Annotated in this window: 12 protein-coding genes; 5 read left to right on the forward strand and 7 right to left on the reverse strand. The window is 73.4% G+C overall.

Going from position 1 to position 16,490, the window contains the following annotated elements; translation table 11 throughout:
* The first annotated feature begins 361 nt into the window (after window positions 1–361).
* Window positions 362–1,837 carry a sugar transferase gene (locus tag ACIPXB_RS22540; protein ID WP_401452602.1) on the forward strand — a complete coding sequence of 492 codons (1,476 nt, stop codon included), beginning with the start codon at window positions 362–364 and terminating at the stop codon, window positions 1,835–1,837.
* Between the two features lie 15 nt (window positions 1,838–1,852).
* Here the strand turns inward: ACIPXB_RS22540 and ACIPXB_RS22545 are convergent, their stop codons facing one another.
* Window positions 1,853–2,797 (reverse strand): GDP-L-fucose synthase family protein, encoded by a 945-nt coding sequence (locus ACIPXB_RS22545; RefSeq protein ID WP_401452604.1) that lies wholly within the window; start codon window positions 2,795–2,797, stop codon window positions 1,853–1,855.
* 196 nt (window positions 2,798–2,993) lie between these two features.
* Between ACIPXB_RS22545 and gmd the strand changes: the two genes are divergently transcribed.
* The 3 genes from gmd to ACIPXB_RS22560 all read left to right on the forward strand — a co-directional run bounded on the left by gmd (window position 2,994) and on the right by ACIPXB_RS22560 (window position 7,791).
* Window positions 2,994–4,007: a GDP-mannose 4,6-dehydratase gene (gene gmd, locus ACIPXB_RS22550; RefSeq protein WP_401452606.1), complete on the forward strand. Its 1,014-nt coding sequence runs from the start codon at window positions 2,994–2,996 to the stop codon at window positions 4,005–4,007.
* A 237-nt stretch (window positions 4,008–4,244) separates the two neighbouring features.
* Window positions 4,245–7,022, forward strand: a complete 2,778-nt coding sequence (locus tag ACIPXB_RS22555) for a DNRLRE domain-containing protein (RefSeq protein WP_401452608.1) — start codon at window positions 4,245–4,247, stop codon at window positions 7,020–7,022.
* 76 nt (window positions 7,023–7,098) lie between these two features.
* Complete coding sequence (locus tag ACIPXB_RS22560) at window positions 7,099–7,791, forward strand: hypothetical protein (protein WP_401452610.1); 693 nt, start codon at window positions 7,099–7,101, stop codon at window positions 7,789–7,791.
* 395 nt (window positions 7,792–8,186) lie between these two features.
* Here ACIPXB_RS22560 and ACIPXB_RS22565 read toward each other — a convergent pair whose 3' ends face one another.
* Together ACIPXB_RS22565 and ACIPXB_RS22570 are read right to left on the reverse strand one after the other, a co-directional pair.
* A complete protein-coding gene (locus ACIPXB_RS22565; RefSeq protein ID WP_401452612.1) occupies window positions 8,187–9,302 on the reverse strand; it encodes a glycosyltransferase in 1,116 nt (371 codons plus the stop codon).
* Window positions 9,299–9,838 carry a WcaF family extracellular polysaccharide biosynthesis acetyltransferase gene (locus ACIPXB_RS22570; protein WP_401452614.1) on the reverse strand — a complete coding sequence of 180 codons (540 nt, stop codon included), beginning with the start codon at window positions 9,836–9,838 and terminating at the stop codon, window positions 9,299–9,301. The genes ACIPXB_RS22565 and ACIPXB_RS22570 overlap by 4 nt, the downstream gene beginning before the upstream one ends.
* 61 nt (window positions 9,839–9,899) lie before the next feature.
* Between ACIPXB_RS22570 and ACIPXB_RS22575 the strand changes: the two genes are divergently transcribed.
* Window positions 9,900–11,432, forward strand: a complete 1,533-nt coding sequence (locus ACIPXB_RS22575) for a hypothetical protein (protein ID WP_401452615.1) — start codon at window positions 9,900–9,902, stop codon at window positions 11,430–11,432.
* A gap of 4 nt (window positions 11,433–11,436) precedes the next feature.
* Here ACIPXB_RS22575 and ACIPXB_RS22580 read toward each other — a convergent pair whose 3' ends face one another.
* From ACIPXB_RS22580 to ACIPXB_RS22595, 4 genes are all read right to left on the reverse strand, one after another.
* Complete coding sequence (locus tag ACIPXB_RS22580; protein ID WP_401452617.1) at window positions 11,437–12,048, reverse strand: hypothetical protein; 612 nt, start codon at window positions 12,046–12,048, stop codon at window positions 11,437–11,439.
* Between the two features lie 174 nt (window positions 12,049–12,222).
* Window positions 12,223–13,428: a hypothetical protein gene (locus tag ACIPXB_RS22585; RefSeq protein WP_401452619.1), complete on the reverse strand. Its 1,206-nt coding sequence runs from the start codon at window positions 13,426–13,428 to the stop codon at window positions 12,223–12,225.
* Window positions 13,425–15,149, reverse strand: coding sequence for a lipopolysaccharide biosynthesis protein (locus tag ACIPXB_RS22590; RefSeq protein WP_401452621.1), 1,725 nt, complete (start codon window positions 15,147–15,149; stop codon window positions 13,425–13,427). Before ACIPXB_RS22590 ends, ACIPXB_RS22585 begins: the two co-directional genes overlap by 4 nt.
* Window positions 15,146–16,351 carry a glycosyltransferase gene (locus tag ACIPXB_RS22595; RefSeq protein ID WP_401452803.1) on the reverse strand — a complete coding sequence of 402 codons (1,206 nt, stop codon included), beginning with the start codon at window positions 16,349–16,351 and terminating at the stop codon, window positions 15,146–15,148. The genes ACIPXB_RS22590 and ACIPXB_RS22595 overlap by 4 nt, the downstream gene beginning before the upstream one ends.
* Window positions 16,352–16,490: the final 139 nt, after the last annotated feature.

Raw genomic sequence — 16,490 nt, forward strand, 5'->3', positions numbered from 1 at the left:
AACAGCGCTGTGCGGGATCCGTGCATGGGCTGTGCGAAGAGCTGTGCGAAGAACGGATCGAAGCGTGCCACCTACCAGGCTCGATGTCAGGGCCGCGTCAAATGATTGGCCGGAAATGGTTCGTTGACCGACCAGACGTGTCCGCTATACGAACCATTCACCTTCGTGCGGTATCTGCGGGCGGGGCAAGCGGAGCAGTGAGTACCGGTTGCTAACGCTTGAGCAACAAGGGGTCCCGTTCAGGCAAACCGCATTTACCGTACGGGCGTTTGTCGTACTGTTTCCCGGTGCGGCAGATGTTCGTGGCCAGGGGAAGCCACGGACGTGCGGCACTGACATAGACCACGTGCCAGGGGGGCCCATGAGGCATGTCCGTTTTCCTGCGCAAAGAGTGGCCGCAGCGGCCGTCGGCGCGGCCGCGCCGCCCCGCCGGCTCCGTGACAAGGCCCGCTGGTACCTGCCCGCTGCGCTGACCGCCGACGTCATCGGCGCCGCCGTCCCCGTCGGCCTGGTCTTCGAAGCCGCCCAGCAGGCACGTCCCGTGTACTGCGCGCTCGGCGCCGCCCTCGCCTGGGTCGGTGTGCAGACGCTGCGCCGCCGCTACACCGCGCGGGCCCTGGGGGAGTCCCGCGGCGTCCTCCCCGTCGTCCACGACTGGCTGATTCTGATCGGTGTGCTGGCGGTCGCCCGCGCGGCGACCGGCGAGAGCACGCCCCGGCTGGCCGCGCTCGGCGCCCTGGTGCCCGCCCTGCTGATCACCGTCGCCGTGCACAAGCTGACCTACCGCCACCTCTCCGCCGCCCGCCGCGAGGCGCAGGCCGTCAGCCGGGTCCTGGTGATCGGCGAGCCCGGCGCCGCCGAGGACGTCATCGCGCACCTGGCCGCCCGAACCGACCATCCGTACGTCGTCGTGGGCGTCGTACCCGTGGGCGCCGGACCGCTCGCCAGCGGGGTGCCGGTCGCGGCGCGGCTGGACGCCGAGATGCCCGAGGAGCCGGCCGGTGACTGGGCGGCCGTGCTCGGCGCCGTGCACAGCCACCACGCCGACCTGGTCCTCGTCGCCCCCGGCGCGCGGATCGCCGGCGAGCGGCTGCGCCGGGTGGCGTGGGGGCTGCACGACGCGGGCCTGGAACTCGCCGTCTTCCCCGGCCTGGTCGAGGTCTCCGTCAAGCGGCTGGAGACGCTGTCGGCGGGCGGGCTCGCCGTGCTGCGCGTCGCCCCGCCGGTGCGCCGGGGCGTCCAGCCCGTGCTCAAGTCGGTGCTGGACCGCACCGGGGCGGCGGTCGGACTGCTGCTGCTCGCCCCCGTGTTCCTCGCGCTGGTCCTGGCGATCCGGGGCGGCAGTCGCGGGCCCGCCTTCTACCGCCAGCGGCGGATCGGGCGCGACGGGGTCCCCTTCACCATGTGGAAGTTCCGCACCATGGTGACGGACGCGGACCGGCTCAAGGCCGAGCTGTCGGCGGCCAACGAGAACGACGGCCTGATGTTCAAGATGCGCCGCGACCCGCGCGTCACCCGGGTGGGGCGGATGCTGCGCCGCACCTCGCTGGACGAACTGCCGCAGCTCATCAACGTCCTGGCCGGCGACATGTCGCTGGTCGGCCCGCGCCCGCCGCTCCCGGAGGAGGTGGCGCAGTACGACGAGGTCGAACTGCGCCGGCTCACGGTACGGCCGGGCATGACGGGGCTGTGGCAGATCAGCGGGCGCTCGGACCTGTCCTGGGACGAGACGATCCAGCTCGACCTGAGTTACGTCGACAACTGGTCCTTCACCAGCGACGTCGACGTGGTCGCCCGTACGTTCCGCGCCGTGGTCGACGGGCGCGGAGCGTACTGAGCGGTGCCGGCCGGATCAGCCCTGCTCGCGCCACCACCGGTAGGTGGCCGCGATGCCGTCCCGCAGCCCGATGCCGGGCTTCCAGCCGAGCGAGGTCAGCCGGCCGACGTCCAGCAGCTTGCGCGGGGTGCCGTCGGGCTTGCTGGTGTCCCAGGCGATCCGGCCGGTGAATCCGGTGACCTCGGCGACCGTCTCGGCCAGCTCGCGGATGGTGAGGTCCTCGCCGCAGCCGATGTTGACGGGCTCGTCCCCGTCGTAGCGCTCCAGCAGGACCGCGCAGGCGGCCGCGAGGTCGTCGACGTGCAGGAACTCCCGGCGCGGGGTGCCCGAGCCCCACAGCACGACCTCCTCGCGGCCCTCGGCCGCCGCCTCGTGGAAGCGGCGGACGAGGGCGGGCAGGACGTGCGAGGTCTCCAGGTCGAAGTTGTCGCCGGGGCCGTAGAGATTGGTCGGCATGGCCGAGATGTACGAGGCGCCGTACTGCTTGCGGTACGACTGCACCTGCACGATGCCGGCGATCTTGGCGAGGGCGTACGCCTCGTTGGTGGGCTCCAGCGGACCGGTCAGCAGGGCGTCCTCGCTGATCGGCTGCGGGGCCAGCTTGGGGTAGATGCAGGAGGACCCGAGGAACAGCAGCCGCCCGACGCCGGCGGCGTGCGCGCCCGCGACGACGCTGAGCTGGATCTTCAGGTTGTCCTCGAGGAACTGCACCGGGTAGGTGCTGTTCGCCATGATCCCGCCGACCTTGGCGGCGGCCAGCACCACGGCGTCCGGGCGGACGTCCTTCAGGAAGGCCTCCGTCGCGGCGCCGTCCCGCAGGTCGAGCTCCGCGCGGCCCCGGGTGATGACCTCGTGTCCGTCGGCGGTGAGCCGCCGGGCGACCGCGGACCCGACGAGGCCGCGGTGCCCCGCGACGAAGATCCGGGCGTGCGCGGGCAGGAGGGGCAGCGAAGTTGTCATACCGGCGATGATGCCAGTCGCCCCGGCCGGACGGGCGACGGGCCACCGCGCCCGGTCCCCGGCCCGGATCCCGCGCCGGACGCGCGTACGATGCGGGGATCCGCAGGCACGGCGGCGGCCGGGGGGACGGGGAATCCCCCGGAGACCGGCCCCGGCAGCACACCACGAACCGCAACGAACCCCGGGGGGAACCCGTATGAGCAGGACCGCATTGATCACCGGAGTCACCGGGCAGGACGGCTCGTACCTCGCCGAGCTGCTGCTCTCCAAGGGCTACACGGTGCACGGGCTCGTGCGGCGGTCGTCCAGTTTCAACACCGAGCGGATCGACCACATCTACCAGGACCCGCAGACGGCGAACCGTTCGTTCGTGCTGCACCACGCGGACCTCTCCGACGGTGTCGCACTGGTGAACCTGCTGCGCGACATCCAGCCCGACGAGGTCTACAACCTGGGCGCCCAGTCGCACGTGCGCGTCTCCTTCGACGCCCCGCTCTACACCGGTGACGTGACCGGCCTCGGCGCGCTGCGGCTGCTGGAGGCCATCCGGGCCAGCGGTGTCGACACCCGCATCTACCAGGCCTCGTCCTCGGAGATGTTCGGCGCGACCCCGCCGCCGCAGAACGAGAAGACCCCGTTCCACCCCCGCAGCCCGTACGGCGCCGCCAAGGTGTTCGCGTACTGGACCACGGTGAACTACCGCGAGGCGTACGGCATGTTCGCCGTCAACGGGATCCTCTTCAACCACGAGTCCCCGCGCCGCGGCGAGACCTTCGTGACCCGCAAGATCACCCGCGCGGTGGCCCGCATCAAGGCGGGCCTCCAGGACCGGCTCTACCTCGGCAACCTCGACGCCGTGCGCGACTGGGGCTACGCGCCCGAGTACGTGGACGCGATGTGGCGGATGCTCCAGCAGGACGAGCCGACCGACTACGTGGTCGCCACCGGCGTCGCCGCCACCGTCCGCGAGTTCGTGGAGGCCTCCTTCGGCCACGCCGGTCTCGACTGGAACGAGCACGTCCGCTACGACCCCAAGTACGAGCGCCCCAGCGAGGTCGACGCCCTGATCGGCGACAGCAGCAAGGCCCAGGAACTGCTCGGCTGGAAGCCGACGGTGCTGGTCGGCGAACTCGCGAAGATCATGGTCGAGGCGGACATCCGCCAGGTCGAGGACCAACTGGCCGGAGCGAACGTCCGCATCGATCGCTAGGGCATATATTTCCCCTACGATTTGCCGTGTCCCGGCCATGACTGACAGGTCGTGACCGGGGCAAACCAGCCGTATGTCCGGAGTGCACCCACGTCGGCCGGGCCCGTTGATTCCAACTTGGTATGCAATGGGTCAAGGGGCGTGACCGGGTGTTCACGCGAGCTCTAGTCTGCGCCCGTACATATGGCTGTCCGGATAGTTTCAGCCATTCGAACCGGGCGATGCCCTGGGGGGCTCATGCGTAGATCCAGAGGGCTGACTGCTGCCCTCGTCCTGTCACTGGCCGGTGCCGGCACCGGTATAGGCCTGGTGCTGATGCCGCAGGCGTCCGCCGTCACGGCCCCGGTGGCCTTCACCGCCGACCAGCTGCCCACCTGGCAGCCCAACGGCGTCGTCTGGGCGATGGCCGAGGCGAACGGCACCGTCTTCGCCGGCGGCACCTTCTCCGCCGTACGTCCGCCGGAGGGGGACGGCGGCGCCGAGCGGGACGCGCTGAACTTCGTGGCGCTGGACGCCGCCACCGGCGCCCCCACGGACTGCGCGCTCTCCTTCACCATCGCCGACGGCACCGCCACCGTGCGGGCCCTGGTCGTCTCGAAGGACAAGAAGACCCTGTACGCCGCCGGCTACTTCGGCGCCGTCAACGGCACCCCGGTCAGCAGCGCCGCCGCGATCGACATCGCGAGCTGCACGCCGAAGGCCGACTTCCGCCCCGCCTTCCCGGCCACCGTGCGCGCCCTCGCCGTCACCGACGACACCCTCTACGCGGCCGGCGACTTCGCCGCGGTCGGCGGCCAGACCCGCCAGCGCTTCGCCGCGGTCGACGCCGCCACCGGCGCCCTGAAGCCCTTCACGGCCGACTCCGACGAGCCCGGCCGCGCGATCGAGGTCACCCCCGACGGCAAGAACGTCGTGCTCGGCGGCGACTTCTTCCAGATCAACGGGACCGACACGCACGCCCTGGCCGTCGTGGACGCCACCACCGGCGCGCTCACCAAGACCTACGCGAACATCCCGTCGAACTCGGCCATCAAGGACATCGCCGTCGACGCCGACGGCATCTACACCGGCGCCGAGGGCTCCGGCGGCGGCGTCTTCGACGGCCGCATGAGCGTCAGCCTGACCGACTTCAGCGAGAAGTGGCGGGACCGCTGCCTGGGCGCCACCCAGTTCGTGCTGCCGTACGACGGCGTGCTCTACAGCTCCTCGCACGCCCACGACTGCTCCACCGAGAACGAGTTCCCCGACGGCAAGCGGCACTACCTGCTGGCCCAGCCCACCCAGCACAGCGGCGCCGCCCCCGTCCCCGTGGGCGGCTTCGTGCGCGGCCCGGGCAAGCTCGGCTGGCACCCCACCGCCAACGACGGCATCGGCGAGGGCATCGGCCCGCGCGTCATGGCCGTGTCGGAGAAGAACGACACCAGGTACATGTGGGTCGGCGGTGAGTTCACCCTCATCAACGGCACCGCGCAGCAGAGCCTGACCCGCTTCGCCTCCACCGGCGACGTCGGCGCCCCGACCGTCCCGGTCGCCAGCGCCGCCAGCGTCAAGCCGGGTGAGGTCCAGGTCCGCTGGCGCACCAGCTACGACGCCGACGACAGCAAGCTGACGTACCGCGTCTACCGCAACGGCTCGGCCACCCCGGTCGCCACCGTGTCCGCCGACTCCCTGGAGTGGGAGCGCCCGCAGGCCTCCTGGACCGACACCACCGTCAAGGCGGGCCTCGCCTACACCTACCGGGTGACCGCGACCGACGCGGCCGGCAACACCAGCGCCCTGTCGGCCACCGCCTCGGTGACCGTTCCCACCTCGGTCCAGTCCTACCCGGACCAGGTCCGCGCCGACGGCGCCGGCCTGTACTGGCGCTACGACGACACCGTCAGCCCGTACGTCGCCGACTCCTCCGCGACCGGCAACACCAGCGGCGTCCAGGTCAACACCCCGGCGCTGCGCCAGACGCCCGGCGCGGTCGCCGGCGGCAGCACGGCCATGGGCTTCAACGGCACCAGCCAGCAGGTCCACAGCGACCACCGCCAGACGGTCGGCGGCAGCTACACGCTGGAGACCTGGTTCAAGACGAACACCACGCGCGGCGGCAAGCTGATCGGGTTCGGCAACAACACCACCCGCAACAGCGGCCTGGCCGACCGGCACGTCTACATGACCAACACCGGCCGGCTCGTCTTCGGTGTCCACGACGGCTCGATGCGGACCGTGTCCACCGGCCTGTTCGACACCTACAACGACAACAAGTGGCACCACGTGGTCGCCACCCAGGGCCCCGGCGGCATGACGCTCTACGTCGACGGCGTGAGCAAGGGCACCCTGAACGCGGCCTCCACCCAGACCTACATGGGCTTCTGGCACGTCGGCGGCGACAGCCTGACCGGCTGGCCGACCCGTCCGACCAGCAACTTCTTCGCCGGTCAGATCGACGAGACGGCCGTCTACCCGACGGCGCTCACCGCGGCCCAGGTCAAGAAGCACTTCGACCTGGCCAGCGCGGTCCCCGACACGGTCACCAAGGTCACCGCGTCCGAGGACACCTACATCAACCAGGGCGCGCCCAGCACCGCGTACGGCACCTCCAGCTCGCTGGCGGTGCGCGGTACCTCGGCGTACGAGACGTACCTGCGCTTCAGCCTGCCGGCCGCCCCGGCCGGCCAGGTCCTGAAGTCGGCCTCGCTCCAGATCAAGACCACCACGCAGGCGGGCGCCGGCACGGCCGACACCGTCTCGGTGGTCCCGGTCACCGGCACGTGGAGCGGTGCGGGCACGACGTTCAACACCAAGCCCACCCTGGGCACCACCCCGCTCGGCTCCATCTCCGGCGTCCCGGACGGCTCGGCGGTCCACAACGTCGAACTGGACAGGGCCGCGGTCTCCGCGGCCCTGGGCACCGGCTACAGCATGGCGCTGACCAGCACGGGCACGGACCCGCTGTGGCTGTGGTCGTCCGAGGCGACGGCGGCGGAGGGCACTCCGCAGCTGGTCCTCACGTTCGGCCCGAAGTAGTACCCCGGGGGCGCCGGGCGGATCCCGCCCGGCGCCCCGCCCGTAACCGCGATCCCCGCACCATGGGAGCCCTGTGATGTACCGACGCCGACGCCCGGCAGCGGCCGCCGTCCTGCTGGCCGCCGCCCTGACGCTGACCGCGTGCAGCTCGGGGAGCGGAAAGTCCGACGCCGCCGGGAGCGCCGCGCCCGCGAAGCCGCCGGCCTCGTCGGCGGCCCCCGACCCGGCCGACGCCGCTCCCGCACCGGCGGGTTCACCGGACGCCAAGCCGACCGGGCCGGTCCTGCCGGACGCGAAGCTGACGCCGGCCACGGGCACGTTCAAGGAGAACGAGAAGAAGTACCTGAGCGGGCGCGTGCCGGAGAAGACGGACCCGGCCGCGGTCCTCCAGACCGGCCAGGAGGCGTGCGAGCGCGTCCGCCGCACCGCCAAGCGGGACAAGGACGCGGCGGTCGGCTCCATCGTGGCGGGCGAGGTCAGGGGCGCCAAGGACGCGATCACGCACCTGTGCCCGGAGCAGAAGCCGCTGCTGGCCGCCGCCGAGAAGGGCATCGGCGACGGCACCCGCGCCACGCCCGCCGCCGGCACCTACCGGGCGCTGACCCAGGAACCGGGCCGGTGCGTCTGGCAGGCGCGCAGCAAGGACGGCGCCGTCCTGGCCTCCGGCCCGGAATCCCCGGCGAAGGCGGGCGACAAGCTCACCGCCACGATCCCGGCGGGCACGGCGGAGTTCGAGTCGACGGGCTGCTACGCCTGGATCCCGGCGTAACGACCCCGCCAGCACGCCGGGCGCGCCGGCGGGGGCGGGGCCTGCCGGGCCCCGGGCCTGCGGCGCGCCGAGCCCTGCGCGTCGGGCGTACGACGCGGGCCACACGCCGGCCCCGGGCCCGGGCGTCGGGCACCACGCCTCGGGCGCAGGGCGCAGCCCACCGGGCTCCGGGCCCACCGGGCTCCGGGCGTGCCGCGGCCCGAGTCCCGGGCGTTGGGCGCGCCGGGTCCCGGGCGTTGGGCGTGCTCCGGGCCCGGGCGTTGGGCGCGCCGGGTCCCGGGCGTACCACGCCTCGGGTGGCGGGTGCCGGACCCCGGGCGCGCCGAGCTCCGGGCGCGGCGGGCGTGGGCGCGGCGCATGTCACCGCACCACCCATACGTCCCGCCCGGCAGGGCCTACCGCAGGGACGCGTACACCGTCAGCAGGTCCTCCACGACCGCATCGAGGGAGTACGACCGCGCCGCCAGCTGCCGGGCCGCCGCGGAGGCCGCGGTGTTCGCGGCCGGGTCCAGCAGGTCCAGCACGGCCCGCGCGACCCCGGCCGGGCCCGGCTCCACCGCCGCGCCGGCCCCGGCGGCCGCGATGTCGCGGGCCAGGCCGTTGGAGTGCGTCACCACCGGCGGCACGCCCACCGACAGCGCCTCCAGCACCGACATGGGGAACGGCTCGTCCACCGACGGCAGGACGTACACGTGGGACCGGCGCAGCTCGTCCAGCACGTCCCGCCCGCTCAGCGGCCCCGGCACCCGCACGCGGCCGGTCAGTCCCAGCTCCGCGATCCGGCGCAGTACGGCGTCCCGCTCGCCCTCGTCCGGTCCCGCGACCACGAACTCCGCGTCCGGGTGCGCCGCCAGGACCGCGGGGACCGCGTCCACGAAGTCCACCGGCCGCTTGCGGGCCTGGAGCCGCGCCGCGTACAGCACCCGCGGCGGCCCCGACAGCGGCGGCCGTGCCTCCTGCGCCGGCGTCCCGTTGACCAGCCGCACCGCGTTGGCCAGCGGCTCGCCGCCCACGACCGCGTCCAGCCCGGCCCGCTCGTGCGGCGTCAGGTACAGCACCGCGCCCGCCCCGCGCAGCAGCCGCCGTACGGCCACCGCGTCCAGCACCTTGGCCAGCAGCTTCCCGCTCGGGTCGACCATCCCGTGGGTCTGGAGCACCAGCGGCCGGCCCGCGCGCAGCGCGGCCAGCGCCACCGGCAGCGTCACCAGGTCGCGGGCCAGGTGCACATGGACCACGTCCGCGTCGCGCACCAGCCGGCCCGCCGCGGCCAGCAGCGCCGGCGAGGTCATCCCGCTGAAGCCCAGCGGCAGCAGCCGGCGGGCCGGGAACAGCCGGGCCGGCACCCCCTCGACCTCGCGCGGCCACGGATCCCCGAAGCCCTCGCCCAGCGCCACCAGCCGCGCCTCGTGACCGCGCGCCCGCAGGCCCTGGGACAGGTTCAGCGCCACCCGCACCGGCCCGCCGAAGGCGTGCGTCGGGGAGTGCAGCGTCACCGCGTGCAGGACCTTCACTTGGGCTCTTCCACGGGACGGCGCGTGCCGTCGGCGCTCTGCAGGGTCAGTTCGGGAAGGTCGCGGTGCACCACGGCCCCCGCGCCCGCCACCGCGTGCCGCCCCACCGTCACCCCGGCCAGCACGGTCGCCCGTACGGCCACCCACGCGCCGTCCTCGACGACGATCGGGGCGTTGCGGTAGCGGAAGTCGGCCGCCCGGTGGTCGTGCGAGCCGGTGCACAGCAGCGCCTCCTGCGACACGCACACGTTCGCACCGATGGTCACCGGCTCCAGGTTCAGCAGCCAGGCGCCCTCACCGATCCACGTGTGGTCACCGATCGTCAGCTTCCACGGCCACAGCACGCGCACCCGGTGCCGGATCAGCACGCCCTCGCCGATCCGCGCGCCGAACGCGCGCAGCAGCGCCACCCGCAGCCGGGCCGGGCAGAACCAGGCCATGAACAGCAGGTTCATCACGGCGAACCAGAGCGCCTGCGTCAGCAGCCCGCGCCCCTTGTCGTAGCCGGCCAGTGTGAAGGCCGGGAGATCACGCATCGATACACCCCCACCCGGCGCCTCCCCGGGCGCCGTCGGCTCAGACTAGACTGCGCGCGGAATGCGCACAGGGGTGGGTGGGGGCACAGTGGTCACGGACGTACGCACACCTCCGCCGCCCGTCCTGCCGCAGGAGGACGAGTCCCTGTGGGGGAGGGTCACCACCCCCCGCACGCTCCTGTCCCGGGCCCTGTCGGTGCCGCTGGCGCTGGGCTTCACCGTCTTCCTGCCGCTGTTCGTCGCCGTCCAGCCGGGTGCGGGCGTGCACGACGCGGCGTACTGGCTCCAGCTCGCCCTCACCATGTACGCGGGCGCGCGGCTGTCGGCGATGGTGCTCACGAGCCGCCGCAAGCTGCTCCAGGGGTCCTTCTGGCTGTTCGTCTACATGGCGATGGGCGTGGCCCCGCTGGCACAGGCCGTGCTCGGCCAGGTCCCCACGCCCGTCGTCGGGCCGCGCTCCGACCTCACCTGGGCCGTTGCGCTGGTGCTGCTGGGCTGCACGGCCTACGACGTCGGCGCGCTGCTGGCCCGGCACCGGCCGGCGGGCCGTGCCGGCGGCTCCCCGAAGGAGCCGCGGCCGCTGATGACGCACCACCGGCGGCTCCAGCTGCTGACGCTGATCGCGTTCCTGGCGAGCACGGCGTTCGTGGTCAAACTCGGCGGTCCGGCCGTGTTCTTCAGCAGCCGCCAGGAGATCATCGCGGGCATCCAGGAGGCCGGTGTCTCCAACGGCGACGGCCAGGCGGGGCAGGCCCTGCTGCGTGGCTTCGGCACGGTCCCGGCCCTGCTGGCGCTGCTGCTGTACACACGCTGGCTGGTGACGTCGACGTACGCCCGGCGCAAGGTGTCGGTGCTCCTGACATGGGGTGCCCTGGCCGTGCTCAACCTGGTGGTCAACAACCCGGTCTCGAACCCGCGGTACTGGTTCCTCACCGTGATGTTCTCGCTGCTGTTCGCCGTGTTCCCGGTGAGCGCGGCGATGTACCGGGTGGCCCTGTCCATGGCCGTGGTGGTGGCGCTGCTGGTCTTCCCGTTCGCGGACCGCTTCCGCTACGACGAGAAGAACTACAAGCCGGTGGAGACGACGTCGTTCCTGGAGCCCTTGGCGCTCAAGGACTACGACCAGATCGGCATGTTCGCGAACACGATCACCTACTCCGAGTCCGGTCCCGGCCACCTGTACGGACGCCAGCTGGCCGGGTCGGTCCTCTTCGCGGTGCCCCGGTCGGTGTGGCCGGACAAGCCGAAGGACACAGGGGTGATGGTCGGCCAGTGGATGGGCACGGTCAACACGAACCTGTCCTCGCCCATCTGGGCCGAGCTGTGGATCGACTTCGGCCCGCTGGGCATGGGCGCGGGCCTGCTGGTCATGGGGTACGCCTCCGCCCGCGTCGACCGCCGCTACGCCCGGCGCGCCACCCGCCGCACCCCGCCGGGCAGCCTGATCTCGGTGGTCGTCCCGCTGGTCGCGGGCTACTCGTTCATCCTGCTGCGGGGGCCGCTGCTCCAGGCGTCGGGGCGGGTCGCGATCGCGGCGCTGTGCCTGGCGCTGGTCGCCACCTACCGTACGGACCGGGCGACGTCGCTGCGCTGAGCGGCTACGCGCCGTCCGGCGGCTGCTCGGCGGCCTTGGGGCAGGTCACCTTGGCGAACTTCGAGGTGACGGTGTAGGTGTCGTTGGGCACTCCGGTGAACTCGAAGAAGCCGTCGTTGATGGTCTGCGTGGTGTTCACGACGGCGCCCTGGGAGTTCTTCAGCGTGACGGTCTCGGCGACCGGGAACCCCCGGCCGGAGACGCCGTAGGTCTGTCCGGGGCCCTTGGTCACGGTGCACTTGATCGCGGCTGCCTCGTCCTCCTCGGTCGTGGAGGACGACCCGCAGGACGTCGTCCGGGTCTGGCCGTCGATCGTGGAACGGAGCTGGTAGGTTCCCGGCCGCAGCCAGGTGTATTCGAAGAACCCGTTCGGGAGCGCGCTGGTGACCGCGACCTGGCGGCTGCGTCCGTCGACGACCCGGATGACTCGGATCGATGAGCCCGGGTCGAATCCGGTTCCCGAGAGCCCGACCCTGTTGTTGGGGCCTTGGACCACCGTGCAGGTCGCGTCGGGCAGGACGTGCTGCGCCGCGTCGGCCGTCGTCATCGTGACACCGGTCCAGCCGCCGAACGCCACCACCGTCGCGACGCCCGCTGACATGGTCTTCCGCCGCATGGGTTTCCCCTTTCGTACGTCAGTACCCCCGCGGTCCGCCGGCCCGTGCGTACGGGGCGGGGCGGCCGTTCGTGTCCCCCTGGGGTGTCTCGCACCCGCTCACCACTCTTCCACCGCACCCGCGAAACCGCATGCGGGGCCCGGGGACGGGCGGGAACGGTCAGGTCGGGGCGGTCAGGCCGGGACGGGCTCCGGTGCCGGCAGCCGTGTGACGCGCCACCAGGCGGCCGCCGCCTTGAGGGCGGAGCCCAGGGCCAGTCCCCAGGCCGCGCCCGCCACGCCCGCCAGGGCGTAGCCGGCGACCAGGAAGGCCACCGAGAGCAGGGAGAAGACCACCTGCACCGAGAGGGTGGCCCGCGGGGACAGGACCCGCAGGGTCAGCAGGGCGCAGGTGCCCAGGGCCATCACCGCGTACTGGGTGCCGGTGGCGGGCAGCAGGGCGGCGGTGGCCGGCCAGGTGTCGCCCAGGAGTTCACGGCCCCAGCGGTCCGGCAGCGCGTACAGGCCCGCCGCGACCCCGGCGGCGAGCGCCGACAGGGCCAGCCCCAGGCCCAGGGTGCCCCGGACCACCGCCCGTTTGCCGGAGAGCCGGTTCAGCATCGGCGGGCCGAACGCGTTCGCCGAGGTGAACAGGACGTTCAACGGGCCGAACAGGGTGCTGGCGCCCCGCAGGGCGCCGACCGCCAGCGGGGTCGCGAGGACACCGAGGCCCAGGACGGCGAGCTGGCTGGAGCCGTTGCCCACCGCGAACTCGACCACGAACCGCTGCCCCAGATGACCGCGCCGCAGATACGGGCGCAGGTCCGCGCGGGCGCCCGCGACGGCACGGCGCAGCAGCCACAGCCCCAGGGCCAGGGCGGGCAGCGCCGAGACGCCCCAGGCCAGCACCAGGCGGCCCGGTGAGGCACCCGGCGGCTGGGCGAGCAGCGCGGCGACCACGCACACCAGCCGCAGCGTGTCCGACGCCAGCGCCCGCTGCGGCAGGCGCAGCGCCGAGAAGCAGTACCGCAGCGCGTCCTGGACGAGGACGACCGGCAGGACCAGGCCCAGCGCCAGGAACGCCCACCCGGTGGGGCCGGGCAGCGCCGCGCCCACCACCGCCAGGGCCACGCCCACCGCCGCCGCGGCCGCCGCCGTGAACGCGACGGCGCCGCGGCACATCGCGCCCAGCCGCTCGCCGCGCTCCAGGACCAGGCTCTGGCCGACGTACGCGGTGCTCAGCCCGAGGAGCACGCTGAACACCACGTACACCAGGGAGAACGCGGCGAATCCGGGCGCCGAGGACAGCCGCGCCGCCAGGACCAGGACCAGGATGTTGGTGGCGCTGGCGGCGGCCTGGTCCAGGACGGAGGCGACGGCGGCGAGACCGCGCCGGCTCACCGCCGGCCCGAGCGGACCGTACGCAGCGCGACCGTGTCGCTGCCGTCGCCCGCGACGGGTTCGTCCGGCCCGGGCAGCGGCCGGGCGGCGGGGGCCGGGTCCGGCGCGGCGGTGCCCGCGGCGCCCTTGCGCCTGGTCTCCTTGCCGGCGCGCTTCTCGCCGGGCAGCGGCCCGTGCAGGACCGCGCCCAGCACCGTGCCGCCGGCGCCGCTGATCAGCTCGCGGATCCGGGCCAGGTCGGCACGGTGCACCGCGCGCGGGTCGCAGACCACCAGCACGCCGTCGACGCGGTCGACGAGCGCGAGCGCGTCGGCGTACGAGAGCACCGGCGGCGCGAGCACGACGACCGTCGAGTTGGGCGAGTCGGCCTCGGAGACCAGGCGGGTGGCGCGCGGCGAGGTCAGGGCGCGCGGCACGTTGCGCACCCGGTCGCCGGGGATGAGGTCGAAGGTGCCGGACTCGCCGGCGTCCACGACGAGCTGGCGCCCGTCCGGCCACTCCGCCTCGCCCGTACCGCCGGCGGAACCGCCCGGCTGCTGGCTCCAGCGCGGCCGGTCGCCGCCGTCGGTCGGCAGCTGGCTGGCGAGCACCGGGGTGCGCAGGTCCGCCTCCATGAGCAGCACGTCCTTGCCGGTCTCGGCGAAGGACGCGGCCAGGTTCACCGCGACCGCGGCCGCGATCTCGCTGCTGCCGCGCGGCGCGACCACGAGCAGCCGGCGCCGGTCGGCGAACCGGGCGTCGTACGCGAGGCGGAAGGCGACCGAGCGGTACTCCTCCGCGAGCCGCGGGTCGGTCTCGCCGGCCGCCAGCAGCGGTCCGCCGCCGGTCTTGTCGCGCGGCAGGGTGCCGAGCACGGGGGCGCGCAGGGCGCGCGAGACGTCGCCGTCGGAGCGCGGCGCCGGGTCGAAGACCAGCCGCACCCAGGCGCCGAGCAGGCCGAGCGCGAGGCCGACGGCCACGCCGATCGCGAGCGACATGGGGATGCCGGGGCCGTCGGCGCCGGTCGGCGGGGCCGCGACGCTGGTGACCCGGCCCGGCGACATGTCCAGCGCCTCGAGCTTGGCGATCTGGCCGTTGAAGTTGTTGACCTTGCTCTGCAGGTCGGTCTTGGAGGCGTACGCCGCGTCGCGTCCGGGGCCCGCGGGCAGCGAGGTGACCTGCTTGGCCAGTTCGTCGAGCTGCTTGGCCACCGGGTCCCGCTGGTCCTTGTAGGACTTGATCATCTTGTCGCGGGTGTCCTCGAGCGCCGCCTGGCGGCGCGCGAGGTAGGCGTCGGTCATCGCGTTGGCCCGCTGGGCGGCGGCCTTCGCGGTGTCCGAGGTGTAGGTGAAGCGCAGCACCATCGACTGCGGCGGGTTGGTGACCTGCAGCCCGCTCCGCAGGGCGGGGATGCCCGAGGCGGGCAGGCCGAGCTGCTTGCCGGCTTCCTCGGCGACCGAGCTGCTGAGCGCCGTCTGCCGCTCCGAGCCGATGTTGACGGCCTTGTCGGCCGCGATGTTCGGGTCGAAGGGGTCGATGGTCGGGGCGCGCAGCACGACGTCGGCGCTGGCGACGTACGTGTCGAGGGTCGATATGCCGAGGTAGGCACCGCCGAGCAGGCCGATGCCGACGCCCGCGCCGATGAGCCCCCGGTAGCGCAGGAGCTGGCGGAACTGGTCCCTGAGGAGGTCGGGTTCGTCCTCGGCCGGTGCCGCGGTGGTGGCGCGGTGCGTCTCGATCACTGCCGGGGACCCCCAAGTGCTTCGTCGATCAATGCGTCGATACGGGCCAGGCCCGCCCGGCGGCTCAGATGCGCCGCCACGTGCCGGGGACCGGCGGCTCCCAGCGCGTCCGCGCCCTCCGGGTCCTCCGCCAGCGCCCGCACGGTCTTCAGCAGCGCCTCCGGGTCCTCCGGCGGCACGAGCACGCCGGCACCCGAACGCTCCACCTCCTGGGCGGTGCCGCCCCGGGCCGCGACGGACGCGACGACGGGCCGGCCGGCGGCGAAGTAGGAGGTCAGCTTCGAGGGCACGCTCATGTCCAGCACGGCGGCGTGCTGCGTCACGGCGAGCACGTCCGCCGCGGCGAGGATATCCGGGAACTCGCCGTCGGCGGCAGGGGGGATGATGTCCAGGTTCGGTACGTCGGCCGCGAGGCCGGCGAGGGCCGCGCGCTGGCTGCCGTCGCCCATGAGGACGAACCGGACGCTCGGGTCCAGCCGGGCCGCCCCGACGAGGACCTCCAGGCCCTGCTTGAGGCCCATGTTCCCGGAGTGCAGCACCACCGTCTGGTGGGGTGCCCAGCCCAGGTGGTGGCGGGTCTCGGCGCGCGGCTTGGTGGGGGAGGGCACGTGCGACCAGTTGGGCACCAGGCGGATCCTCTCCGGATCGACGCCCATGCCGACCACCCGGTCGACGAAGGTCTCGTGGATCACGCCGACGAGGGCCGCGCGCTTGAGCGCGTACGCCTCGGCGCGGGCGACGATCGCTGCCGCCTTGTCGCCGCCGCTGATCCCGCTCTGCGCGGCCGCGGCGCCCATCAGGTCCTGGACGACGGGGACGAAGGGCACCTTCCAGCGCGCGGCGAGCCGGGCGGCCAGGACGCCCCCGGCCAGGCTCGGCATCTGGGCGAGGACCGCGTGCGGCTTCGGCATCCGCGGCGGGGCCACCGAGCCGTGCAGCAGAATCGATCCTTCATAAAGGGCCCGCTTCACGGCGGTCTGCCGGGCCGGCACGGTGTGCGCGCGCCGGTGCACGGTGACCCCGGCGCGGTGTTCGGTGCGCCGCAGTGCGCCCTTGTACTCCGGCTCCAGCGACCACGACGGATAGTGCGGCATTCCGGCGAACACGTGTGTGTCGTGGCCGAGTTCCGCCCAGTGCTCCGCGATCTGGGTGGCGTATGGGCCGATGCCCGTGTGCTCGGGAGCGTAATTGGTGGAAACCAGCAACAGGCGCCGGCGGCCGGATGTGGACACTCAACGTCCCCTTCCCCCCTGGATGATGCGCTGCCCACACTAATCGTTCACCCGCACGCCTCGGAACGCGCGCGCTATTGTCTGCTAATCCGCTGCGCCGGGGGGCGCG

This window comes from Streptomyces sp. NPDC090022 (assembly GCF_044748145.1).
Lineage (GTDB): Bacteria > Actinomycetota > Actinomycetes > Streptomycetales > Streptomycetaceae > Streptomyces.

Excerpts from the sequence above, each read along its gene's own strand:
- ACIPXB_RS22540 (WP_401452602.1), top strand. The coding sequence starts at position 362 with ATGAGGCATGTCCGTTTTCCTGCGCAAAGAGTGGCCGCAGCGGCCGTC.
- ACIPXB_RS22545 (WP_401452604.1), bottom strand. The coding sequence starts at position 2,797 with ATGACAACTTCGCTGCCCCTCCTGCCCGCGCACGCCCGGATCTTCGTC.
- gmd (WP_401452606.1), top strand. The coding sequence starts at position 2,994 with ATGAGCAGGACCGCATTGATCACCGGAGTCACCGGGCAGGACGGCTCG.
- ACIPXB_RS22555 (WP_401452608.1), top strand. The coding sequence starts at position 4,245 with ATGCGTAGATCCAGAGGGCTGACTGCTGCCCTCGTCCTGTCACTGGCC.
- ACIPXB_RS22560 (WP_401452610.1), top strand. The coding sequence starts at position 7,099 with ATGTACCGACGCCGACGCCCGGCAGCGGCCGCCGTCCTGCTGGCCGCC.
- ACIPXB_RS22570 (WP_401452614.1), bottom strand. The coding sequence starts at position 9,838 with ATGCGTGATCTCCCGGCCTTCACACTGGCCGGCTACGACAAGGGGCGC.
- ACIPXB_RS22575 (WP_401452615.1), top strand. The coding sequence starts at position 9,900 with ATGCGCACAGGGGTGGGTGGGGGCACAGTGGTCACGGACGTACGCACA.
- ACIPXB_RS22580 (WP_401452617.1), bottom strand. The coding sequence starts at position 12,048 with ATGCGGCGGAAGACCATGTCAGCGGGCGTCGCGACGGTGGTGGCGTTC.